This window comes from Rhodovulum sp. P5, assembly GCF_002079305.1.
Lineage (GTDB): Bacteria > Pseudomonadota > Alphaproteobacteria > Rhodobacterales > Rhodobacteraceae > Rhodovulum.
The window spans coordinates 2316818-2339114 of sequence record NZ_CP015039.1 but is presented as its reverse complement, the minus strand read 5'-3'; the positions used below and the strand labels follow the sequence as shown (position 1 = coordinate 2339114).

Annotated in this window: 23 protein-coding genes, 1 tRNA gene and 1 CRISPR repeat array (1 of these 25 only partly in view); of the genes, 14 read left to right on the top strand and 10 right to left on the bottom strand. The window is 63.6% G+C overall.

All coding sequences use genetic code 11. The features are described 5' to 3' along the window. The first annotated feature begins 55 nt into the window (after positions 1 to 55). Positions 56 to 610: an ActR/PrrA/RegA family redox response regulator transcription factor gene (locus RGUI_RS11340; protein ID WP_081533162.1), complete on the top strand. Its 555-nt coding sequence runs from the start codon at positions 56 to 58 to the stop codon at positions 608 to 610. After that, entirely contained in the window at positions 607 to 954 is a 348-nt protein-coding gene (locus RGUI_RS11335; protein WP_156882941.1) for a hypothetical protein, read from the top strand. Before RGUI_RS11340 ends, RGUI_RS11335 begins: the two co-directional genes overlap by 4 nt. Here RGUI_RS11335 and RGUI_RS11330 read toward each other — a convergent pair. The 3 genes from RGUI_RS11330 to RGUI_RS11320 form a co-directional block, all read right to left on the bottom strand. Further along, the gene (locus tag RGUI_RS11330; protein ID WP_081533160.1) at positions 949 to 1434 is read right to left on the bottom strand and encodes a GNAT family N-acetyltransferase; all 486 of its coding nucleotides are present in this window, start codon (positions 1432 to 1434) and stop codon (positions 949 to 951) included. The genes RGUI_RS11335 and RGUI_RS11330 overlap by 6 nt on opposite strands. After that, entirely contained in the window at positions 1431 to 2021 is a 591-nt protein-coding gene (locus RGUI_RS11325; protein ID WP_081533159.1) for an HD domain-containing protein, read from the bottom strand. Before RGUI_RS11325 ends, RGUI_RS11330 begins: the two co-directional genes overlap by 4 nt. Positions 2022 to 2183: 162 nt before the next feature. Next, positions 2184 to 2837: a VPLPA-CTERM sorting domain-containing protein gene (locus tag RGUI_RS11320; RefSeq protein WP_081533158.1), complete on the bottom strand. Its 654-nt coding sequence runs from the start codon at positions 2835 to 2837 to the stop codon at positions 2184 to 2186. A gap of 206 nt (positions 2838 to 3043) precedes the next feature. On the opposite strand from RGUI_RS11320, the gene ahcY reads away from it, so the two are divergent. Continuing rightward, on the top strand, positions 3044 to 4438 hold the full coding sequence (ahcY, locus tag RGUI_RS11315) for an adenosylhomocysteinase (RefSeq protein ID WP_081533157.1): 1395 nt from the start codon (positions 3044 to 3046) through the stop codon (positions 4436 to 4438). A 162-nt stretch (positions 4439 to 4600) separates the two neighbouring features. Here ahcY and trpB read toward each other — a convergent pair whose 3' ends face one another. Beyond that, positions 4601 to 5815: a tryptophan synthase subunit beta gene (gene trpB / locus RGUI_RS11310; RefSeq protein WP_081533156.1), complete on the bottom strand. Its 1215-nt coding sequence runs from the start codon at positions 5813 to 5815 to the stop codon at positions 4601 to 4603. Between the two features lie 177 nt (positions 5816 to 5992). Between trpB and RGUI_RS11305 the strand changes: the two genes are divergently transcribed. Next, positions 5993 to 6334, top strand: a complete 342-nt coding sequence (locus RGUI_RS11305; RefSeq protein ID WP_081533155.1) for a DUF2853 family protein — start codon at positions 5993 to 5995, stop codon at positions 6332 to 6334. Positions 6335 to 6648: 314 nt separating this feature from the next. Continuing rightward, positions 6649 to 7512 carry an MBL fold metallo-hydrolase gene (locus RGUI_RS11300; protein ID WP_081533154.1) on the top strand — a complete coding sequence of 288 codons (864 nt, stop codon included), beginning with the start codon at positions 6649 to 6651 and terminating at the stop codon, positions 7510 to 7512. Positions 7513 to 7524: 12 nt separating this feature from the next. Here the strand turns inward: RGUI_RS11300 and RGUI_RS11295 are convergent, their stop codons facing one another. The 5 genes from RGUI_RS11295 to tsaD all read right to left on the bottom strand — a co-directional run bounded on the left by RGUI_RS11295 (position 7525) and on the right by tsaD (position 11255). Next, positions 7525 to 8427: an HAD-IIA family hydrolase gene (locus tag RGUI_RS11295; RefSeq protein ID WP_253798298.1), complete on the bottom strand. Its 903-nt coding sequence runs from the start codon at positions 8425 to 8427 to the stop codon at positions 7525 to 7527. Positions 8428 to 8514: 87 nt separating this feature from the next. Continuing rightward, positions 8515 to 8928 (bottom strand): EVE domain-containing protein, encoded by a 414-nt coding sequence (locus tag RGUI_RS11290; protein ID WP_081533153.1) that lies wholly within the window; start codon positions 8926 to 8928, stop codon positions 8515 to 8517. Then, positions 8928 to 9203: a YciI family protein gene (locus tag RGUI_RS11285; protein WP_081533152.1), complete on the bottom strand. Its 276-nt coding sequence runs from the start codon at positions 9201 to 9203 to the stop codon at positions 8928 to 8930. Before RGUI_RS11285 ends, RGUI_RS11290 begins: the two co-directional genes overlap by 1 nt. 1 nt (position 9204) lies before the next feature. Continuing rightward, positions 9205 to 10170 carry an NAD(P)H-dependent glycerol-3-phosphate dehydrogenase gene (locus RGUI_RS11280; RefSeq protein WP_081533151.1) on the bottom strand — a complete coding sequence of 322 codons (966 nt, stop codon included), beginning with the start codon at positions 10168 to 10170 and terminating at the stop codon, positions 9205 to 9207. After that, positions 10167 to 11255, bottom strand: coding sequence for a tRNA (adenosine(37)-N6)-threonylcarbamoyltransferase complex transferase subunit TsaD (gene tsaD / locus RGUI_RS11275; protein WP_081533150.1), 1089 nt, complete (start codon positions 11253 to 11255; stop codon positions 10167 to 10169). Before tsaD ends, RGUI_RS11280 begins: the two co-directional genes overlap by 4 nt. Before the next feature lie 80 nt (positions 11256 to 11335). Between tsaD and RGUI_RS11270 the strand changes: the two genes are divergently transcribed. The 6 genes from RGUI_RS11270 (at position 11336) to tnpB (ending at position 16247) form a co-directional block, all read left to right on the top strand. Further along, positions 11336 to 12058 (top strand): uroporphyrinogen-III synthase, encoded by a 723-nt coding sequence (locus tag RGUI_RS11270; protein ID WP_156882940.1) that lies wholly within the window; start codon positions 11336 to 11338, stop codon positions 12056 to 12058. Between the two features lie 81 nt (positions 12059 to 12139). Beyond that, complete coding sequence (locus RGUI_RS11265; protein ID WP_081533148.1) at positions 12140 to 13360, top strand: COG4223 family protein; 1221 nt, start codon at positions 12140 to 12142, stop codon at positions 13358 to 13360. 13 nt (positions 13361 to 13373) lie between these two features. Continuing rightward, positions 13374 to 14777 (top strand): heme biosynthesis protein HemY, encoded by a 1404-nt coding sequence (locus RGUI_RS11260; RefSeq protein ID WP_081533147.1) that lies wholly within the window; start codon positions 13374 to 13376, stop codon positions 14775 to 14777. Between the two features lie 60 nt (positions 14778 to 14837). After that, positions 14838 to 14913, top strand: a tRNA-Thr gene (locus RGUI_RS11255). 519 nt (positions 14914 to 15432) lie between these two features. Then, positions 15433 to 15900 (top strand): hypothetical protein, encoded by a 468-nt coding sequence (locus RGUI_RS11250; RefSeq protein ID WP_172841129.1) that lies wholly within the window; start codon positions 15433 to 15435, stop codon positions 15898 to 15900. After that, the gene (gene tnpB, locus RGUI_RS11245; protein WP_081533145.1) at positions 15897 to 16247 is read left to right on the top strand and encodes an IS66 family insertion sequence element accessory protein TnpB; all 351 of its coding nucleotides are present in this window, start codon (positions 15897 to 15899) and stop codon (positions 16245 to 16247) included. Before RGUI_RS11250 ends, tnpB begins: the two co-directional genes overlap by 4 nt. Before the next feature lie 178 nt (positions 16248 to 16425). Here tnpB and RGUI_RS22145 read toward each other — a convergent pair whose 3' ends face one another. Continuing rightward, on the bottom strand, positions 16426 to 17136 hold the full coding sequence (locus tag RGUI_RS22145) for a hypothetical protein (RefSeq protein ID WP_253798295.1): 711 nt from the start codon (positions 17134 to 17136) through the stop codon (positions 16426 to 16428). Positions 17137 to 17532: 396 nt separating this feature from the next. Between RGUI_RS22145 and cas9 the strand changes: the two genes are divergently transcribed. From cas9 to cas2, 3 genes are read left to right on the top strand one after another with little or no spacing between them, the layout of a single operon-like run. Further along, positions 17533 to 20847 carry a type II CRISPR RNA-guided endonuclease Cas9 gene (gene cas9 / locus RGUI_RS11235; protein WP_253798269.1) on the top strand — a complete coding sequence of 1105 codons (3315 nt, stop codon included), beginning with the start codon at positions 17533 to 17535 and terminating at the stop codon, positions 20845 to 20847. Positions 20848 to 20907: 60 nt separating this feature from the next. Beyond that, positions 20908 to 21819, top strand: a complete 912-nt coding sequence (gene cas1, locus RGUI_RS11230) for a type II CRISPR-associated endonuclease Cas1 (protein ID WP_081533143.1) — start codon at positions 20908 to 20910, stop codon at positions 21817 to 21819. A gap of 35 nt (positions 21820 to 21854) precedes the next feature. Continuing rightward, a complete protein-coding gene (gene cas2 / locus RGUI_RS11225) occupies positions 21855 to 22160 on the top strand; it encodes a CRISPR-associated endonuclease Cas2 (protein WP_048531593.1) in 306 nt (101 codons plus the stop codon). Positions 22161 to 22233: 73 nt separating this feature from the next. After that, positions 22234 to 22297: a CRISPR direct-repeat array (repeat unit 36 nt; unit sequence AGTTTAGCTGTTCAGAATTCGAGGTCCAGCCGCAAC); it runs 5440 nt beyond the window's last position.

Below are 22297 nucleotides of genomic sequence, written 5' to 3'. Positions count from 1 at the left end.
CTTCGTTAACATCCTACAACCTTGTGAACTCAGTACACCCTCGGGAGGTTGCCCCATGGCAGAGAGCGAAATGCAGGAACTCGGCGACGATCCGTCCCTGCTTATTGTGGATGATGACGAGCCCTTCCTGCGCCGCCTGGCCCGCGCCATGGAAAAGCGGGGGTTCCAGACCGAAACGGCGGACTCGGTTGCCGCGGGCAAGGCCATCGCCACGGCGCGCCCGCCGGCCTATGCCGTGATCGACCTGCGGCTGGAGGATGGCAACGGGCTGGATGTCGTCGAAACGCTCCGCGAAAAGCGCCCCGATGCCAAGATCGTGGTCTTGACGGGCTATGGTGCGATTGCCACCGCCGTGGCCGCGGTCAAGGTCGGGGCGACCGACTATCTGTCCAAACCCGCCGACGCCAACGATGTGACCGCTGCGCTGCTGTCGGACGGGGAAAGCCTGCCGCCGCCGCCGGAAAACCCGATGTCCGCCGACCGCGTGCGGTGGGAACACATCCAGCGGGTGTATGAGCAGTGCGACCGCAACGTGTCGGAAACCGCACGCCGCCTGAACATGCACCGCCGGACGCTGCAACGGATCCTGGCCAAGCGCAGCCCCCGGTGAGCTTGCGCGCCGCCGCGCTGGGGCTTTTGCTTCTGGCGGGCTGCGCGGTCGACGGGCCGGTTGGCACCGGCGCGACGTTCATTCCCGATGACGGGGGCCTCGGCCTTACCGACCGCGATTTGCGGATCGATTTCGGGCGGGCGCCCGATGGGGTGGTGCGGGCCCTGACGCGTGAACGCGGCCGGCCGGTCGATCTGCCCTTGTCGGGGTGTCCCGATACCATCACCCGGCATCTGCGCTGGGGCCGCCTTGACCTGACCTTCACCCGGGACCGGTTCGTGGGGTGGAGACAGGGTGAGGCCGCGGCCGGCCTGATCTGCGATCCGCCGGGGGTGGCCCTATAGGTCAAACCGCTTGTACGTCTTGCCGGTCACCTGCCCGTTGCACAGCCGCGCATCGGGGTCTGTCTTCCATGTCGTAAAGCCAAGTCTGGCGTAGAAGCGCAGACCGCCCGCATTGTCCGACCGGATCGCGGCATTGATCCACCGATAGCCGTGTGCCCGGCAGGCCGCCTGTGTGAGCTGAAAAAGTTCTGTTCCGGTGCCGCGCTGCCTGTGGTCCGCGCACACAAAGCTGGCGATGTCCGCGGCATCACGCGGCAGCCCGGGATGCGGTTCTGCCCATTGGAATTCTGCAAGATCACCCGCTTGCGACAGCGCGACATGCCAGCAGGACCGGTCCGGGGCGTCCTGCATCCAGGTCAGCATATCGTCCTGTGTGACTGGGTGTTCGATGGCCGTGCTGCCGCCTTCGGCGATGACCCTGTTCAAGAGGAATGCCATTGCGGGGGCGTATTGCGGGCGCGCGGCCCGGATGACGGTCACAGCTCTGCCATCAGCGCCGCGTGCCGTGCCGTATAGGCTTTCCGAACCTCAACAGGCGGTCGCAGGCGGAGGACGAGGCCCTCGGCGATTTCGGGCCGGGGTTTGCCGAAGAACTTGTTGGCCTCCCCTTCGTCGAACCCGGCGATCTGGGTCGCTTCCAGCCAGGCGGAGACCTTGTCAGCCTTCTTGATCTGCCTCTTGATCTTCTGCGGCGTCTGGGCGGGCAGGCCGAAGCGGATATGGATCGCGGCGGCCAGCCGTTCGTCCAGCCGCCCGTATTCTGGTCCCACGGCGGCCTTCACCGGTGATATCATGTCGCCGATCACGTATTCGGGCGCATCATGCAACAGCGCCGCCAGCCGCCATTTCGCCGGGGCGCCGGGTTCCAGCCGGGCGAAGATCTCCTCCACCAGCAAGGAATGTTCGGCGACCGAATAGGGATAGTCGCCCTGTGTCTGCCCGTTCCAGCGCGCGACGAAGGCAAGCCCGTGCGCGATGTCCTCGATTTCGATATCCACTGGCGTTGGGTCCAGCAGGTCCAGCCTGCGGCCCGAAAGCATCCTTTGCCATGCGCGTGTATGAGTCATGCGGAACACCCCTTTGGGACGCGCTTGCCACGCTGCCCCGCGATTGTCGAGGCGGGGGCCGGCCGGGCAGGGGGGACGGGACGCATGGCAAGCCGAGAGTGACAAGAAGAAGGCGCCGTGTTGCCACGGCGCCTTTTCAGACCTGACGCTATGTATTCAGTGTCAGCGGGTCTTGCGACGGCGCATAGCCGCCAGCGCGCCCAATCCGGAAACGAAAAGGAACCCGGCGGCCGGCACCGGCACCGGCGGCGTATCGACGGCCGAGAAGGCGATTTCGCCCAGAGAGCATTCATCGGTCGAGCCCGGGTTCGGCTGCGGACAGCCGGACAGATCCATCCGGAAATAGCGCAGCGCCGTCGTGGTGAAGCTGAAGACCTCGGCGGGATAGTCGGCCAGCGGATTGTCCTGCGGGCTGATCGTTGTCAGTGATGTGAAGGTGACCCCATCGGTGGAGGTCGTCACGTCAGCCGTGCTGAAGCCGCTCGACTCTTCGACCCAGAGCGCGACGCGGTCGATGTTGAGAACCGAACCGAGGTCGAAGGTCAATGTCGGCGTGGTGTTGCCGAAATCGGAAAACCACTCATTCCCCAACGCGACGTAGGTGTGTATCGGGTTCGACGCGATATAGGCGTCGAAATCGGTGATGCCGCTGGTATAGCCGACACTCAGACCCGACTGATCGATCGTGTAAGCCGCGGAAACGCCGCTTCTTTCGCTCGTCGCCGTGACCCCGACGGCGCTGACAATCGTTGCTGCGTGGCCGGCACTGCCAACGGCAGACGCCAGGACCGACGCCAAGAAAAGTTTCTTCAACATGATTTTTCCCTCCAGAATGAAAGCATGTGTATGTGTCTCGCACGCTTGGAAGGATAACGGATCTTAACGGGATGTCATCGAAAGATCTTGTCGTCCCCGCCGGTCGGCCTTGGTTCAACTTCGGCGCGACTGCCCTGTTGTCCACAGAGCGCATCGGTGCTAAGCGCCTCGCCGACAGAAAATCCCACCGGAGACAGGACGAAGACATGCCGCAGGACTACATCGTCAAGGACATTTCGCTGGCCGACTTCGGCCGCAAGGAACTGGACATCGCCGAAACCGAGATGCCGGGCCTGATGGCCCTGCGCGAGGAATATGGCGAGGCGAAGCCGCTGAAAGGCGCACGGATCGCCGGTTCGCTCCACATGACGATCCAGACCGCCGTCCTGATCGAAACGCTGGTGGCGCTGGGCGCCGAGGTGCGTTGGGCGTCGTGCAACATCTTCTCCACCCAGGACCACGCGGCTGCCGCGATTGCCAAGGCGGGCATCCCGGTCTTCGCCATCAAGGGTGAGACCCTGCCGGAATACTGGGACTACGCCGACCGGATCTTCATGTTCCCCGAGGGCGGCGCGAACATGATCCTCGACGATGGTGGCGACGCGACGCTTTACATCCTGCTCGGCGCGCGGGTGGAAAATGGCGAGGAAGACCTGATCGCCGTGCCCCATTCCGAAGAGGAAGAGGCGCTGTTTGCACAAATCCGCAAGCGGATGGCCGAAAGCCCCGGCTGGTTCACCAAGCAGCGCGACATGATCCAGGGCGTGTCCGAGGAAACCACAACCGGCGTGCATCGCCTGTATGAACTGACCAAGCAGGGCCTGTTGCCCTTCCCGGCAATCAACGTGAACGACAGCGTCACCAAGTCGAAATTCGACAACAAGTACGGCTGCAAGGAATCGCTGGTCGACGGTATCCGTCGCGCCACCGACACGATGATGGCCGGCAAGGTCGCCTGCGTCTGCGGCTATGGCGATGTCGGCAAGGGCTCGGCCGCGTCGCTGCGCGGTGCCGGCGCCCGCGTGAAGGTGACCGAGGTCGACCCGATCTGCGCGCTTCAGGCCGCGATGGACGGGTTCGAGGTCGTCACCCTGGAAGACGTGGTGAAAGACGCCGACATCTTCATCACCACCACCGGCAACAAGGACGTCATCCGCATCGAGCATATGCGCGAGATGAAGGACATGGCGATCGTCGGCAATATCGGCCATTTCGACAACGAGATTCAGGTCGCCGCGCTGAAGAACCACAAATGGACCAACATCAAGGACCAGGTGGACATGATCGAGATGCCCTCGGGCGCGCGGATCATCCTGCTGTCCGAAGGCCGTCTGCTGAACCTCGGCAACGCCACGGGCCACCCGTCCTTCGTGATGTCGGCCTCCTTCACCAACCAGGTGCTGGCGCAGATCGAACTCTTCACCAAGGGCGATCAGTACAAGAACGACGTCTACATCCTGCCCAAGCATCTGGATGAAAAAGTCGCCCGCCTGCATCTGAAGAAGATCGGCGTGAAACTGACGGAACTGAGCCCCGAACAGGCCGCCTATATCGGCGTGACGCCCGAAGGCCCGTTCAAGCCGGAGCATTACCGGTACTGATCCGGACCGCTTTCCGGAACTGAAATCGCCGCCGTCCGGAAAACCGGGCGGCGGCGTTTATGTTGGGGTGGATGGGGAGTGCGCCCCGGCCTTGCGGCCACGCCACCCGCACGGCCAATCGGCAAGAGGCCCCGTATCGGTGTCCGGGGCGGCTATCTGGCCTTAGCTGTTCAGGAAATCCTCTCCCGTGCCGAATGTCTCGGTCACATAGTCAATATCCTTGTCGCCGCGGCCGCTCAGGTTGATCAGGATTGACTTGCCCGGATGGTTCGCGGCCTCCCGCATGGCGAAAGCCACCGCATGGGCGGATTCCAGCGCGGGGATGATCCCCTCGTGCCGCGACAGGGCATAGAAGGCTTTCAGCGCCTCCTTGTCGTCCGCCGCGGTATAGGTCACGCGGCCGGTCTTGTGCAGATGGGCGTGTTCGGGCCCGACCCCGGGATAATCAAGGCCGGAGGCCACCGTGTGCACCGGTGCGGGTTCGCCATTCTCGTCGGTCAGCACCAGCGTGCGAAAGCCGTGAATGTCGCCGTCATGGCCGAAGGTGATCGTTGCCGCATGATCGCCAAGGTTGGAGGACGTCCCTAGCGGTTCGACCCCGTACAATGCCACGTCATCGTCGATGAAGCCGGAGAAGAGGCCCATCGCGTTCGACCCGCCGCCGACGCAGGCTGCGACCATGTCGGGCAACTCTCCGGTCATCTCAAGGAACTGTTCCCGCGCCTCGACGCCCACGACATGCTGAAAGTTACGCACCATCATCGGGAAGGGATGCGGCCCGACGACCGACCCGATGGCGAAAAGCGCCGTGTCCGCCTGTTCCAGATAGCTCATGAAACAGCTGTCCACCGCCTCTTTCAGCGACCGCCCGCCGAAACGCACCGGCACCACCGTCGCGCCAAGCAGCTTCATCCGGGTGACGTTGGGTGCCTCCTTGGCGATGTCGATCTCGCCCATGTGGATTTCGCATTCCATCCCGAAATAGGCCGCCGCCGTCGCCAGTGCCACGCCATGCTGGCCCGCGCCCGTCTCGGCCATCAGCTTCGTCTTGCCCATGAACTTGGCCAGCAAGCCCTCGGCCATGCAGTGGTTCAGCTTGTGCGCGCCGGTGTGGTTCAGATCCTCCCGCTTGGCATAGATCTGCGCGCCGCCGCAGAGCCCCGAGAGATTCTTGAAATAGGACACCGGGGTCGGCCGCCCCTGGAAATGTTTGCGGATCGACCGCAACTCCTCGATAAAGTCGGCCGATTTGGAAATCCGGTCATAGGCCTCTCGGATTTCCTTGAAATGCGGTTCCAGCGGGGGTGGCAGAATCGCGCCGCCATACTCGCCGAAATACCCCTCCCGGGTCGGTGTGGATTTCAGATAGGACGTCATTTTCGGGTCTTCCTCTTGTTCTTGACGCGTGGCCGGATGAGACACCCGCGCCCCCGGGGCGGCAAGGGTCAATGCGCCACAGGCCGGGGCGGCCCCGGTTTTTCGTTGGCGGGACGACAGAGGGATCCTAGGCTGGGACACGCAGAAACAACGCCGAACCACTGACGGAGGAGACAGATGGGCAAGCGGGACGATCTGATCGCGAAATATGCCGAAGACCTGCGCACAAAATGCGGGATGGAACCGGACATGGACCTGCTGACGAAGGTCACCATCGGCTGCGGCCCGGCGATCTACAAGGCCGACGCCGAAACTGTCGCCGTGTCGCAACCGGAAGAACTGGAAACGGTTCGAAAGAACTTCCTGATCCGGAAACTGGGCCTGTCGGACGGGCCCGAACTTATGGAGGCGATCAACGCCGTGATCGACACCTACGGCCATTCGGAGCGGCACAAGTATCGCGCGGTCGTCTATTACATGCTGGCCAAGCATTTCGGGAAAGAACACATCTACGGCTGATGGACCCGGGTCAGCCGAAGACTTGTCTTAAATCCTAGATACTTGGGCTTTGCGTCGCAGGCCCGTACGCGCTATGCATGTATCGCGCCCGCCAGGATGGCTGGGCCCTCAGATTCAATCGCGTGTGGTGCATAGGGTGCACGTGGGAGAAGAGGGTTCTGCCTAGGCGGGACCCTCTTTTATTTCTGCCCCACCATGTGTCGGCACGTCCCGTCGCGACCGGTCAGTCCCGACCTGTCGGTCTTTGCGACGGATCTTGCACCCGCAGAATGCGGCCCCAAGTCAGATGGGACAGAACCGATACCGGAGGTCCCATGACACTTAAGCCGAACGTACAGTCCTTCTGGGATGCAGCGACCGGCAGTTGGCAATATGTCTTTCACGATCCGCAAACGAAGGAGGGGGCCATTGTCGACCCGGTCCTCGATTTCGATCCGGCCGATGGCAAGACATCGACAGAGAACGCCGACCGTATCCTCGATTACGTCCGGCAAGCGGGGCTGAAGATCGTCTGGATCCTCGACACCCACCCCCATGCCGATCACTTCTCCGCCGCCGGCTATCTTGGGCAGAAACTCGGGGCGCCGCGGGCCATCGGCGAGAAGGTGGCAGAGATTCAGTCGGTCTGGCGCGACATCTACAACCTGCCGGACGGGTTTCCCGAGGGCACGGGGTATTGGGACCGGGTGTTTGCCGATGGCGACAGTTTCAAGGTGGGTGATATCCCCGTCGACGTCCTGTTCACGCCCGGCCATACGCTGGCCACCATCACTTATGTCGCCGGCGACGCGGCGTTCGTGAACGACACCTTCATGATGCCTGCAAACGGCTCTGCCCGGGCCGATTTCCCCGGCGGCAGTTCCGCGGAACTTTACGACTCGCTTCAGCGCATTCTGTCCCTGCCCGATGCCACGCGCCTTTTCATCGGGCACGACTACCCGGCCGAGGGGGCGGAACCTGCCTGCATAGCGACGGTGGCCGAGCATCGGGCGCGGAACACCCATCTGAAGGATGCCAGCCGGGAGGCGTTCATCACCCTTAGGGATGAGCGGGACGCAACCCTTGGCCTGCCCGATCGGATGTTGGCCGCGCTTCAGGTCAATCTGCGCGGCGGCCAGCTGCCCGAGCCGGAGGCCGATGGGCGATCCTACCTCAAGATACCGCTCAACGCGTTCTGAGCGACACGGGCGTCAGGGCCGGGTCAGGATGATGTCGGGCACGATGCCGGAGGCCGCGATGGCGGCGTTCGCATCGGACCCGGCGAAAAAGCCATAACCCGCAACAAGGGCCGAGGCGACGCCCGCGGCATGGGCGCCAAGAATATCGGTGTGCAGGCTGTCGCCCACCATCACGATCCGTTCGCGGGGGATGTCACCGCCCAGCCGTTCAAAGGCCATGTCGAAGATGTTGGCGAACGGTTTGCCGAAGAAACGCGGCGCGATGCCCGTCGCATCGGCCAGGCGGTGGGCATAGTGCCCCGGTTCGGCCGAGAAACCGGTCTCGCGCGGGGCCACGATGTCGGGGTTGCCGACCCAGACCTCGCGCGGGTTTTCGCGCAGCGCCGCTTCCAGCAAGGCGTGCCGCTCTTCGGTCCAGGCGGCACTGCCGATCAGTAAGAACCCCTCGGCCGCCGCATAGGCGGCCGGATCCTCGGCCAGATACGTGACCTCGATCCCGTCCAGATCTTCCCGTCCACGGGATTCGGTCGCCATGATCCCCCAGCGGCGGGCGGGTGCGGCCCGCACCGCGGCCAGCAGGGTCTTGCGGCTGGAAATGACATCGTCGGGCGCAAAGTCGTAACCCAGCCGGGTGTATTTCTCCATCAGGTCGCCGTGGGGAACGCCCGCAGCGTTGGAGACGACCATCACCCGCTTGCCCGCGGCTTGCAGGTCTGCCACCCGCTCCGGCGTGCCGGGAATGGCGGTCTCCCCGATATTCAGCACCCCGAAGGCATCCAGCAGGAAGACGTCGAAGTCATCGGCGATCTCGGCCAGTGTCTCGACCCGACGGGCGGTCCCGCCGGCCCGTGCGTCTGGCAGCCGTGCGCGAGCAGCCTCGTAAGCCGCGAAGGCCTGTTCCGACGTCATCATCATCTGTTCGCTTCCCGCGGCTGACCCGTGATGCGCCCGCTGATAGGCATCCCCGCCCGCCGGGGCGAGGGGGTGCGTTGTCCCAGCCGCCTATAGCCCGCCCATGTCGCAGACGATCTGCCATTCCTCTTCGGTCACGGGCTGCACCGACAGGCGCGAATTGTTCACCAGCACCATGTCGGCCAGCCGCGGATCGGCCTTGCACATCTCTAGCGTCACCGGTTTGGGCAGCGGCTTGATCGCCTTGATGTCCACGCATTCCCATCGGGGATCGTCGGTCGTGCTGTCGGGATGCGCCTCTGCAATCACCTCGACAATGCCGACGATCGCCTTCTCTTTCAGGGAGTGGTAGAAAAACCCCCGGTCGCCGACCTTCATCGCGCGCATGTTGTTGCGGGCCTGATAGTTGCGGACGCCGTCCCATTCCTCGCCCGCATCGCCCTTGGCGACCTGGTCGTCCCAGCCCCATGTGTTGGGCTCTGACTTGAACAGCCAAAAGGCCATCAGCCGACCACCTTCTTCCATGCCTCGATCATCACGCTGTCGAACAGCCCGGCCTTGGCATAGGGATCGCCCCCGGCCCAGCCTTCGGCGGCGATGCGGTCGGCCACGTCGATGATGACGAGCGAGCCACACATCTCGCCTATGTCATTCAGAAACGGGCCTGCCTGCGCGACGACGCCGGTGTCCGCGATATAGGCTAGATGCGCATCGCGATTGGCCTTGCGGATGTCCAGATGGCCGGGCTTGTCCCGGCAGATCAGTGCGAAAAGGGCCATGTCATTCCTCCTTGAGCGGGCGGCTGAGCAGGATGCGCACAGCCTCTTCGATACTGCGGCGGCCGTCGATCACATGGGCCACGCTTTGGGTGACCGGCATGTCGATGCCCCGGGCGGTTGCGATGGCGGCGACGGCGCGGGCGGTGGCCGCACCTTCGACCGTGATATGCGGGTCGAAATACGCGTTCTGCCCCAGCGCCATGCCATAGCGGAAGTTGCGCGACTGCGCCGAGGTGCAGGTCAGCACCAGATCGCCGAACCCCGACAGGCCCGAGAGCGTCTCTGCCTCTGCCCCATAGGCGCGGGCAAAGCGCTGCATCTCGGTAAAGCCGCGGGTGATCAGGGCGGCGCGCGCGCTTTCGCCCAGCCCGGTGCCGATCACGATGCCAGAGGCGATGGCCATGACGTTCTTCAGCGCCCCGCCCAGTTCCGCCCCGGCGGTGTCCGTGGTCCGGTACAGCCGCAGGGTCGGGGTGGACAGCCCGTCTTGCAGGCGCGCCCCGGTGTCGGGATCGGCGCAGGCCAGTGTCAGCGCCGTGGGCAGGCCGCGCGCGATATCGGCGGCAAAGCTGGGGCCGGTCAGCACCGCCGGGACGGCCGCGGGGCAGGTTTCGGCGATGATCGCGGTCGGCCCGCGCCCGGTGGTCAGATCGACGCCCTTGCAGCAAGCCACCAGCGTGCCGCGGTTCAGGCGTTCGCGATGGGCGGTCAAGACGTCCGACAAGGTTTGCATCGGCACCGCAAGCAGCACCGGGTCGCACGCGCCCAGATCGGCAAGTTCCCCCGATACGGTGATGGTGTCGGGCAGGATGATGTCGTCTAGATAGGGGGTTTCCCGCGTCTTGCGGATCTCGGCGGCGCGGCCCGGGTCCCGCGCCCACAGCGTGACCTGCCGTCCCGCTTGGGCAAAAGCGATGGCCAGCGCCGTTCCGAACGCGCCGGCCCCTGCGATACCGATGCGGCTCATCCCTTGGCTCCTTTCTTTCCCGATCCGACAAGCGCCGGGCTTTGGCTGTCAAGCGGCCAGCGCGGCCGCGCGGCCAGTGTCATGTCATCTGCGTGCCCAAGGCGAAACCGTTCCAGCCCGGCCCAGGCGATCATCGCGGCGTTGTCGGTGCAAAGCCGCAAGGGCGGCGCGACAAAGGGCAAACCGGCCTCTGCCGCCACCTGCTCCAGCGCGTCGCGGATGCTGCGGTTGGCGGCCACGCCCCCGGCCACGGCCAAGGCGGTCAGCCCCTCGGGTGCGGCCGCAATCGCGCGGCGGGCCTTTCGGGCCAGAACGTCGCGCACCGCCGCCTGAAAGCTGGCGCACAGGTCGGCCCGGTCCTGCACGGTGATGCCGCCCTTTTCCGGTAGAATGGCATCGCGCGCCCGCAAAAGCGCCGTCTTCAAACCTGAAAAGGACATGTCACACCCGGGCCGATCCATCAGCGGGCGGGGGAAGGCAAAGCGGGCCGGGTCACCCGCCTCTGCCTCGCGCTCCACCGCCGGGCCGCCGGGTTGCGGCAGGGCCAGCAGCTTCGCGGTCTTGTCGAAGGCTTCGCCGGGCGCGTCGTCGATGGTGCCGCCAAGGCGGGTGAAGTCCTCCACCCCGTCCACGCGCAGGAACTGGCAATGCCCGCCAGAGGCCAGCAGCATCAGGTACGGAAATTCCAACCCGTCGGTCAGCCGCGGGGTCAGCGCATGCCCCGCCAGGTGGTTCACGCCGATCAGCGGCAGCCCCGTGGCCGCCGACAGGCCCTTTGCGCACATCACCCCCGCCAGCACCCCGCCGATCAGGCCGGGGCCCGCCGTGACCGCAATGGCGTCGAGATCGTGCAGGTCCACGCCTGCCTCGGCCAGCGCCTGTTCCACGGCAAGGTCGATCTTCTCGGCATGGGCGCGGGCCGCGATCTCGGGCACCACCCCGCCGAAGGGCGCATGCAGCGCCGTCTGCCCCAGCACGATGGAGGACAGGATTTCGGGCGCCGCGCCGTCGGCCTGCCGCACAACCGCGGCGGCGGTATCGTCGCAACTGCTTTCCAGCCCCAGTATGGTGAGCATCTGCCCCATGTCCTTGCCGTTGCACGCGCGTCGGCAGGCAGGTAACACCACGCAGACCACAGGCACAATCCCGCGAGGTTAAGCCGGCCGTGAACGATGCTCTCCCTCTGTTGCTGCTGACCCGCCCACGGATGCAATCGGACCGCTTCGCCCGCGCCTTTGCGGATCGTTTCGGAACGGGCTTTCAGGTTGTAACCGCGCCGATCATGGAGATTGCGCTGTTCGATACCCCGATCCCGCTCACCGGGGTTGGTGGGCTGGTCTTCACCTCGGAAAACGGGGTGGCGGGCTTTGCGAAGGTGTCCGACCGGCGCGACCTGCCCGCCTATTGCGTGGGGGACCGCACGGCGCAGGCGGCGCGGATGGCGGGCCTGACCGCACGGTCGGCCGCCGGGACGGCCGAGGATCTTGTGACCGCAATTGCCGCTGATCCGCCGGATGGGGGCCTGTTGCATCTGCGCGGGGAACATGCGCGCGGCGATGTCAGCGCGACGCTGGCGGCCAAGGGCCTCGCCGCGATGGAACGTGTCGTCTACGCCCAGCGGGCCCTTTCTCTCCCCGAGGAGGTGTTCGCCGCCGTGGCGCAGGCGCCGTTGACATTGCTTCCGCTGTTTTCGCCGCGCTCTGCGGTTCTGGTGTCCTACCAGCTTGCCGGGCGGTCAGGGCGCCTGGCGCTTGTCACGATGAGCCCCGCGGTGACGGAAGCCTGGGCCGGTCCCGAACCGATTGCGTTGCACGAGGCCGAGCGCCCCGACGCCGCGGCGATGATGGACGGGTTGGGTGCCCTGATCGGGGGCCTCACAGTGCCTTGAGGCCGTTAAGTCGACTCATTATGGTGCGCTACGGCGCAGCATGCGCCATCGGTGTCGAAGCGAATCGAAAGGCGGGGTCCCGTGGCTGAAAACGACGAGAAGAAAGACCCGGAAGAAGTCGCCCTGCCATGGGGCAAGGCCGGGGACGCATCGGCCCCGACAGACGCCAATCCCGAAGAGGTCGTCGACGACGCCGAGGTCGTGCAGGACCAGCCGGCCGAGGCAGAGCAACCTGATCCCGAACCGCAGGACAAGCCCGCGCCCACACCGCCGCAGGCAGCGTCGGCGCCCAGACGGGGCGGTGGGTTCTTCGGCCCTGTTCTGGGGGGTCTTCTGGCGGCCGGGATCGGGTATACGACCGCGCAATACATCCAGCCCGAGGGCTGGACCTTTCCCATGTTGCAAGGCGACAGCGGCGATGCCGCCGCGATCTCTGGCGTGACCGAGGGGCTTTCGGGGATCGAAGACCGGCTTGCCGCGCTTGAGACCCGTCTGGCCGACCTGCCCCAGGGCGACCCGGTGGCGGACCTGACCGCGGCGTTGACGCCGGACCTGGCGGCGCTGAAGACGCAGGTTGCAGAGCTTGGCGACGGGATCACCTCGCTTGACGAGCGCGTCACCGCGATGGATGAGCGTCTCAGCGACATTGCCCGTTCCAGCCTTGCCGCCGCCGATGGTGAGGCTGCCGATGTGATCGCGGGGCTGGAACGCAAGATCGCCACGCTTCAGGACGAGAACGCCAAGCTGAAGGAAACGGCCGCCGTGCTGACGGACGAGGCCGAGGCCGAGATCGGCGCCGTCAAATCGCAGGCGGAACAGGCGCAGGCCCGCGCGGCGATGATGCGCGTCAACGCGGCGCTCGCCAGCGGCAACCCGTTCGGCGACGCGCTGTCGGATTTCGGCAGCACGCAGGTGCCCGACGCGCTGGTCGCGGTCGCCTCGGGCGGGGTGCCGACACTGGCCGAACTTCAGCGCCGCTTCCCCGATGTTGCGCGCGCCGCCCTGGACGTGGCGCTGGCCGAGAAGGCCGGGGCCGCGACCACCGAACGCCTTGGCGCCTTCATTCGCAGCCAGCTTGGCGTGCGGTCGCTGCAACCGCGCGAGGGCGACGATCCCGATGCGGTCCTGTCGCGGGCCGAGGCGTCGCTGGGCGACGGCGATCTGCGCGCCGCCCTGGCCGAACTGGACGCGCTGTCCGACAGCGCCCGTGCCCAGATGTCGGGCTGGATCGAGGATGCAACGGCCCGTGCCGACGCGGTCGAGGCCGCTCAGGCGCTTGAGCAAAGCCTGAACACAAACTGAGGACGCGCGCACTATGCTTTGGTCTCTACTCAAGATACTGATCTTCATCGCCATCGTTGCGGCGCTGACCTTCGGTGCGGGTCTCCTTATGGAAACCGGCTCCGGCATTCGGCTGGCCGTGGCCAATACCGAATTCGTGCTTGGCCCGCTTCAGTCGGTCATCGCGGCGATCCTGCTTGTGGTCGGGGTCTGGCTGCTGTTGAAACTGGCCGGGCTTCTGGTCGCGTTCATCCGCTTCCTGAACGGGGATGAGACGGCGCTGTCGCGCTACTTCACCCGGTCGCGCGAACGTCGCGGCTTTCAGGCGCTGGCCGACGGGATGATCGCGCTGGCCTCGGGCGAGGCGCGGTTGGCGATGTCGAACGCGGCCAAGGCGGAACGGTATCTGCGCCGCCCGGAACTGACCAACCTGCTGAGCGCGCAAGCCGCCGAGATGACCGGCGACAAGTTTCGCGCCACCGAGATCTACAAGAAACTGGTGGCCGACGACCGCACCCGCTTTGTCGGTGTCCGGGGCCTGATGAAGCAGAAGCTGGAAGAGGGCGACACCGATACCGCGCTGAAACTGGCCGAAAAGGCCTTTGCCCTGAAGCCGCGCCACGGGGAGACGCAGGACACGCTGTTGCAGCTTCAGGCCAATGTCGAGGACTGGGGCGGTGCCCGCCAGACGCTGAACGCCAAGCTGCGCCACGGCACCATGCCGCGCGATCTGCACCGGCGCCGCGATGCGGTTCTGGCCCTGTGCCAGGCCCGCCACGCCATGGTCGACGGGAATGAGCCGCGCGCGCGCGATCTGTCGATCGAGGCCAACAAGCTGTCCCCCGATCTGGTGCCCGGCGCGGTGATGGCCGCGCGCGCCCTGATCGAACAGAACAAGCCCAACCTTGCCACCCGTGCGATCAAGCGGGCCTGGTCGGCGCAGCCCCATCCCGAACTGGCCGCCGCCTTTGCCGAGATCGAACCCGATGAAACCCCGGCGGAGCGGATCACCCGGTTCGAGGCGCTGACCCTGGCCAAGGAAACCCTGGACGACCCCGAGACCAAGATGCTGCAGGCAGAGCTGTGCCTGGCCGCCGAAGATTTCCCCGCCGCCCGCAAGGCGCTGGGCGATCTGGCGGAGACCGATCCCACGGTGCGTGTGCTGACCCTGATGGCCGCGGTCGAACGCGGCATGGGGGCCGATGAAAGCGTGGTGCGCGGCTATCTGGCCAAGGCCATCAACGCGCCGCGCGGGCCGCAATGGATCTGCGACAAGTGCGGGACGGTGCATGATGTCTGGCGCGCGGTTTGCAGCAACTGTCAGGGCTTCGACACGCTCAGCTGGAAGCGCGGCCCCGACACCCCGGCGGCGCTGCCCGGGTCGGGCATGCTGCCGCTTCTGGTGGCCGGTTCCAAGCAGGACAACGGCCAAGCGTAACCAAGGGCGAAAAAGGGTCTACACACCGTCTTCGGAGGGTGCTAAAGACCCCGCCACAGTGCCGGTGTAGCTCAGCTGGTAGAGCACGTCATTCGTAATGATGGGGTCGGGGGTTCGAGTCCCTTCACCGGCACCAGTAAAACAACGTAGATAGTTGTATTTACTGAGTAAATTTAATTCAGGTGGCGGAATATCCACCCGAATGGCCCCTTATGCCAGTCGATCAGCAGTGGCGATCGACGGCTCGGCAGCTAATGACTGCATCCACCGGCTTTATCCGATCCCCGCAAGAGGTGACACTACGCCTAAAGCGCGAGCAACCCGGCGCAGAGAGGAATCGGTCGCGCATCTCTTCGAGAGATAGCCGGGAGAGCGGTGGCGGCGTTTCGTCATTCGTGCGGCTTGTGTCGACGTCCTTCTGCGATGACCCGAGTCGTCTTTCTATCCAATGCCACCGCGAGGGAGGCCACAACATGTCCTGCAGCGAAGCCCGTCAGGAATACCAGTTTCGATCCACGCCCCCGTGAGGGGGGGCGAACGGAGGACTGAGTGAGTTATCCGGCCATACGGATGTTTCTATCGTAAGCGGTGCATCCAACGCCCTATTTGACCTTTCTCATTTCGTCTCCACGTCGGACAGGTTGTCGCAAGCTGAGTGATCGATGCACGTGGCTTCGCGGGAATGTTCGTTGAAGGGGGAGACATGCTGGACGGTACGCCGACACGGACGGTCTGGGGGTACGAGGTGGCGACGTCCTCGACAGGACGAAATGTGTGGCCGGAGGCGTTGAAGCAGGTCGTCGCCGCGAAAGTCCTCGACGAAGGGCTCAAGGCAAGTGCTCTCGCCCGTGAGATCAAAGCCAACGAAACGATGGTTTGCCGCTGGGTCAATGATGAGCGAGATCGCCGCGAGAGACAGGAAGGCGGAAGCCCTGAATTTGTCGAGGTCGTCATCTCCGAACCTCAAGCTGATGAAACGGCAGACAATGCGCAATCGGAGGGGGTGGAAGATCATCAGCCCGCTTTCTGCTTGGAACTTTGGGGCATCAGGGTCACGCTCTCTGCAAGCGTGAGCGAAGCTGACATCGCGAAAGTCATACGCGGTATCAGGGCTGCACGATGATCTTCCCTCAGAATGCCTTCAGGGTCTATTTGGCGACCGAGCCCGTAGATTTCCGAAAAGGAATGGATGGGTTGGCGGCCCATGTCATGAACAGCCTGGAACGTGATCCGTTCAGTGGCGAGGTCTTCATTTTCCGGTCAAAGCGCGCAGATCGCCTCAAGATGATCGTTTGGGACGGGACGGGTCTGGTTTTGATCCACAAGCGGATCGAAGGGCGGGGATTTGTGTGGCCATCAGTTCGCCATGGCGTCGTGCAGGTGTCCTCGACCCAGTTCGAGGCCCTTTTTGAGGGTTTGGATTGGCGCAGAATCGCGACGGCCCGCCAGCACCGCCCCGTGGCCATATGACTGAGGGACGCAAGCGGCCTGACGGAATACAAAACGGCATGCGGCCAGCGCCTGAATCCGCGCGGGTCATTCCTCATCGGTACTCTGCCGTACGACGTCGGGAAGCGGTCGCCGCGGGGCACGCGCTTTGGACCAAGGCGCGATCAGCCAGGCTTCCCACTCTGCGGGGTCGTCAGGATCACCGGCATCGCGTTGGGGTGCACCTTGGCCACCCCGGGGTCGGTTGCACGGGCAGGTGAGAAATCCGAAAGGGCGTCCGTCGTTTCGCCATCCTTCTGATGGATGTCATTCGCCGTCGCAGCCAATGCGGTGAGCGGGTGTTCCGGATATTGGTCACTCCGCGATCCGTCTTCTTTCCCTCGAGGTATTTCGGCGGCGTCGGCATGCCCCAGCGCGCCATCGCTAGTTCCCGGCCGTCGTCAGTCGTGCGAACGATGGGGGCCAGCTGGTCGGGGTAGATCGCCGACTGCTCCTGAAGGTTCCCCAGTCGGTCGAGCTCCGGTCTGATGTCGAAGAGCTGGCGCATGGCCTCCTGCGCATTGGTCTGTGAATAGAGATTGCACACGGTGATGTTCTCTTCGTGGTGGCCGAGCGGAAGCATCGGCGAGGTGTAAGTCTCCAACAGTGTGCCATCGGCCAGGACCAGGGGAAATGCCGCCAGCAGGGCGGTCCCGGCTGCCGGATCCCGGAAATAAAGCGCAACGGTATCCGAAAGACTGACCCGACCGCCGGAATGCCAAGCATAGTCGCCTCGCCCGACATGCGTTTCCAACCACAAGTGCATGTCGTTCAGCATGCGGCCCAGACCGTTCTCAGGCACCTCGACACGAACCCGTACGGGAAACGCCTTGTCGTCGATCTTCTGTTGAGGGGTCGAGCGGCGAGACATGGGCCAGAACATTGCGCGAACGCCGAAGTCTGTCAACGTTGGCTATCTGCGCAACTCTGCCTTCAGTAGGCCCCTCAGAAGCCCGCTAGGCGACCTTATTCTTCCTCACCGCGCGGGCGCAACACTTCGCGGGTAAAGCGAAATGTTGATGGTAAACCCGGCTCTTTGCGGACCTTTAGCGTTCGGTTCAATTGCCGCAGCCGCAGCCTGCATAGCTGCCGTTCGCGAAGACGACGAGACTATGCGCATTCGGGCAATATGTGATCGCTTTCTCAAGAATATTTCGATCCAAATGTCAGGCGCCAATAAAGGAAACGCACCCCGTAGGGCGCGCTTCAATGTGGTGCTACTTCGAGCTTGTTAACGGCTCGACCGCGAATTCTGAACACTATATTTTTGGCACACACCAGCTACGCTTTCAAGTTGCATCTCATTCGAGTGCAAGGAATCCTGTTCGAGATCGTAATTTGGATGGTGAATATGCGTTTGGGTCTCGATATTGGAACGAACTCTATCGGCTGGTGGCTTTACGAAACTGATGGTGCCAAGGCTGACGCCCCGATCACAGGTGTGATAGGCGGCGGAGTTCGCGTTTTCTCAGACGGTCGGGAACCGTCCTCTGAGACAAAAATTGGTCCGCCTTTGGCAGTTAAAAGGCGGACAGCCCGAGCCATGCGTCGCCGCCGTGATCGGTACCTGCGTCGCCGCGCTACGTTGATGAAGGTTCTGGCCAGTGCGGGGCTGATGCCCGCCGATCCAGCCGAGGCGAAGAGGTTGGAGGCGTTGGATCCCTACGAGCTACGGACAACCGGCCTGGACGCGGCTCTGCCGCTGACGCACCTGGGCCGGGCGCTGTTTCATATCAACCAGCGACGCGGCTTCAAATCCAACCGCAGGACGGATCGCGGCGACAACGAAAGCGGCAAAATCAAGGACGCAACCGCGCGACTGGAGCAGGAGATGCTGACCAGCGGTGCCCGCACCTACGGCGAATTCCTGCACATGCGGCGCCGGCGTGCTACTGACCCGCGAAATGTGCCCACCGTGCGGACCCGCCTCTCCATTGCCAAACGGGATGGGCCGGACGGCAAGGAGGAAGCAGGGTATGATTTCTACCCCGACCGCAAACATCTCGAGGAAGAATTTCACAAACTCTGGTCGGCCCAGGCGAGCTATCACCCCGAGCTGACCGATGAACTGCGCGACCTCGTGTTCGAGAAGATATTCTTTCAGCGCCCACTTAAAGAACCGAAGGTTGGGCTTTGTCTGTTCACGGCCGAGGAGCGTTTGCCAAAGGCCCATCCCTTGACCCAGCGCCGCGTGCTTTTCGAAACCGTCAATCAGTTGCGCGTGACGGCAGACGGGAGGGAGAAACGCCCTCTGACCCTCGAGGAACGCGACCTGATCATCCACGCACTGGACAACAAGAAGCCCACAGCTTCGTTGAAATCCATGACCATGAAACTGCCGGCGCTGGCGAAGGTCTTGAAACTGCGCGACGGAGAGCGGTTCACCTTGGAAACCAGCGTGCGCGACGCCATCGCCTGCGACCCGGTCCGCGCCAGTCTCTCCCATCCCGACCGTTTCGGCTCGCGCTGGTCCGTTTTGGAGCCCGACGCGCAATGGGAGGTGATCTCACGAACCCGAAAGGTGCAAAGCGATGCAGATCACGCTGCGTTGGTAGAGTGGCTTATGCAAGAGCATGGGCTCGAGCGCGACCACGCGGAGGGGACCGCAAAGGCGCCGCTTCCCGAGGGCTATGGCCGATTGGGCCTGACGGCGACGACTCGAATTCTGGACAGGCTAAAGACCGATGTCGTGACTTATGCCCAAGCGGTCGCCGCCTGTGGCTGGCACCATTCGGATAAGCGGACGGGCGAGTGCCTAGACCGCCTGCCATACTATGGCGAGGTGCTGGACCGGCATGTCATTCCGGGAACCTATGATGAAAACGACGATGACATCACGCGCTTTGGCCGCATAACCAATCCGACCGTGCATATCGGGCTCAATCAGCTTCGGCGGGTGGTGAATAAGATCATCGAGGTTTACGGGAAACCCGATCAGATCGTCGTCGAACTGGCGCGGGAACTGAAGCAATCCGAGCAGCAAAAAAAGGATGCAATGAAGCGCATCCGCGACACGACTGAGGCCGCGAAGAAAAGGAGTGAAAAGCTTGAAGAACTCGGGATCGAAGACAACGGCCGCAACCGGATGCTCCTGCGGTTGTGGGAGGATCTGAACCCCGACGATGCGATGCGGCGGTTCTGTCCCTATACGGGCAAGCGCATCTCTGCCGCCATGATCTTTGACGGCAGCTGCGATGTTGATCACATCCTGCCCTATTCGCGCACTCTGGATGACAGTTTCGCCAATCGGACGCTTTGCCTACGTGAAGCCAACCGCGAAAAGCGCAATCAGACCCCATGGAAAGCCTTTGGTGGCACCCCGAAATGGGACGCCATCGAAGCCAACCTGAAGAACCTGCCCGAAAACAAGCGCTGGCGCTTTGCCCCGGACGCAATGCAGCGGTTCGAAGGCGAGAATGATTTTCTTGACCGGGCGCTGGTGGATACGCAATACCTCGCCCGGATATCGCGCACCTATCTGGACACGCTCTATACCAAGGGCGGCCATGTGTGGGTCGTGCCCGGACGATTAACCGAAATGCTGCGACGGCATTGGGGGCTGAACTCCCTGTTGAGTGACAAGGATCGCGGCGCGGTCAAGGCCAAGAACCGCACCGATCACCGTCACCACGCCATCGACGCCGCCGTGGTCGCCGCCACGGACCGCAGCTTGCTCAACCGGATCAGCCGCGCCGCCGGCGAGGGCGAAGAGGCCGGCCAGTCCGCTGAGCTTATCGCCCGTGATACGCCACCGCCCTGGGAAGGCTTTCGCATTGATCTCGAGGTTCAGCTCGGCAGGATCGTCGTTAGCCATCGCGCAGATCACGGTCGGATCGACAAACAGGTTCGCAAGCTGGGGCGCGCCAGCACAGCCGGTCAGTTGCACCAGGAGACGGCCTATTCCATCGTCGATGACATTCATGTTGCCAGCCGAAGCGATTTGTTGAGTGTCAAGCCTGCGCAGCTGCTGGATGAGCCGGGCCGAAGTGGCCAGGTGCGAGACCCCCAGTTGCGAAAGGCGTTGCGCGTTGCGACCGCGGATAAGACCGGCAAGGACTTTGAGAAGGCCCTACGCGAATTCGCAGCCAAGCCAGGGCCATATCAAGGCATCCGCCGGGTACGGATCATCAAGCCATTGCAAGAGCAGGCGCGCGTTCCTGTGCCCGCGCAGGACCCGATCAAGGCCTACCAGAGCGGCAGCAACCACGTGTTCGAGATCTGGAGGCTTCCACACGGAAAGATCGAAGCGCAGGTCATCACGACCTTCGAAGCCCATACCCTCGAAGGCGATAAGCGGCCCCACCCGGCGGCAAAGCGTCTATTGCGTGTTCACAAAGGCGACATGGTTGCACTGGAACGGAACGGACGAACGGTCGTCGGACATGTTCAGAAAATGGACATTGCAAACGGCTTGTTCATCGTTCCGCATAACGAGGCGAACGCCGATACGCGAAACAACGACAGATCCGACCCGTTCAAATGGATTCAAATCGGCGCTCGGCCTGCGGTCGCATCCGGGATTCGCCGCGTATCTGTCGATGAAATTGGCCGCCTTCGCGACGGAGGCGCCAAGCCCATATAGACCGGAGTCGCCCGAATCGGTAAAACATGCCAACCTTCCAATGGCTTGGAGGGTGAAGGTATGGATCAGATCGTGGATATCTCGACCGACGGTCGGCATCTCTCGCGCGACCGTGGCTTCATGAAAGTCAGCGAAGGCTCGGAAGAAATCGGTCGTATCCCGCTCGACCAGATCGCCGGGGTAATCGTGCACGCTCACGGGACCACATGGTCCACCTCACTCTTGACCGAACTCGCCGATCGCGGAGCTCCGGTCGTCTTGTGTGGGCCGAACCACGCCCCCAAATCTGTTCTCCTCCCTCTCGAGGGGCATCATGCCCAGGGTGCCCGTCTACGTGCCCAATGGCAGGCCAAAGCCCCACTTCTGAAGCAGGCTTGGAAACAGGTCGTGATCTGCAAGATCGCCATGCAGGCCGCCGCTCTGGAGGCCATGGGCGAGGCTCACGCACCGGTCGCCATGCTCAAACGCAAGGTGACGAGCGGCGACAATTCCAATGTCGAAGCGCAAGCCGCCCGGTACTACTGGCCCCGCATGATGGGTGAGGAGTTTCGACGGGATCGCACGGCACCCGATCTAAATGCGCTGTTGAACTACGGATACACCGTACTGCGGGCCGCCACCGCCCGTGCCGTCGTAGCCGCCGGGTTGCATCCCACCATCGGACTGCACCATTCGAACAGGGGGAACGCCTTCGCCCTAGCAGATGACCTGATGGAGCCATTCCGCCCCCTGGTCGATTGCTGCGTTCGCGGGCTTGCGGAACGAAATGGACCAGAGGTTGATAGCGAGGCCAAAACGGCATTGGCCCGGCTTATCGCCCTTGATCTGCCCTTGGGCGGCGGCTTGACACCAGTGTCCGTAGCGCTTGGCAAACTCGCCGTTTCGCTGGGCCAGAGCTTTGAGACCGGACGCCTGAACCTTGCCCTGCCTTCGCCGCCCGATGCTCTTACCCTTGCGGGGTTGGGGTCATGACCACTGCACCTGTCTACCTGTCTGGATACCGAATCATGTGGATTCTCGTGATGTTTGATTTGCCCACCGACACCAAGCCGCAGCGGAAGGCGGCGACGGACTTCCGGAACTTCCTGCTGGATGAAGGGTTCGAGCGCAGCCAGTTCTCGGTCTACGCACGCTTCGTCAACGGCAAAGAGGCGTTCCAGACGCGCGTGAACCGAATTGAGCGACATCTGCCCGACAAGGGCGACATCCAGATCCTCAACTTCACCGACCGGCAATATCGTGATATCGTTCACTTCTCCGATCAGGGCCGCAGGGCGGCCCGGAAGAATCCAGAACAACTGGCGCTGTTTTGATGAAGACTCTTCGGTTTGCCTTACCCGTCCCCTCCCAAAGTTCCTTTGATTTCAGGAGCTTGGAAGAGGAACAAGTTTAGCTGTTCAGAATTCGAGGTCCAGCCGCAACGCTCGCGACGCGCAGCAACAGCGCGTGA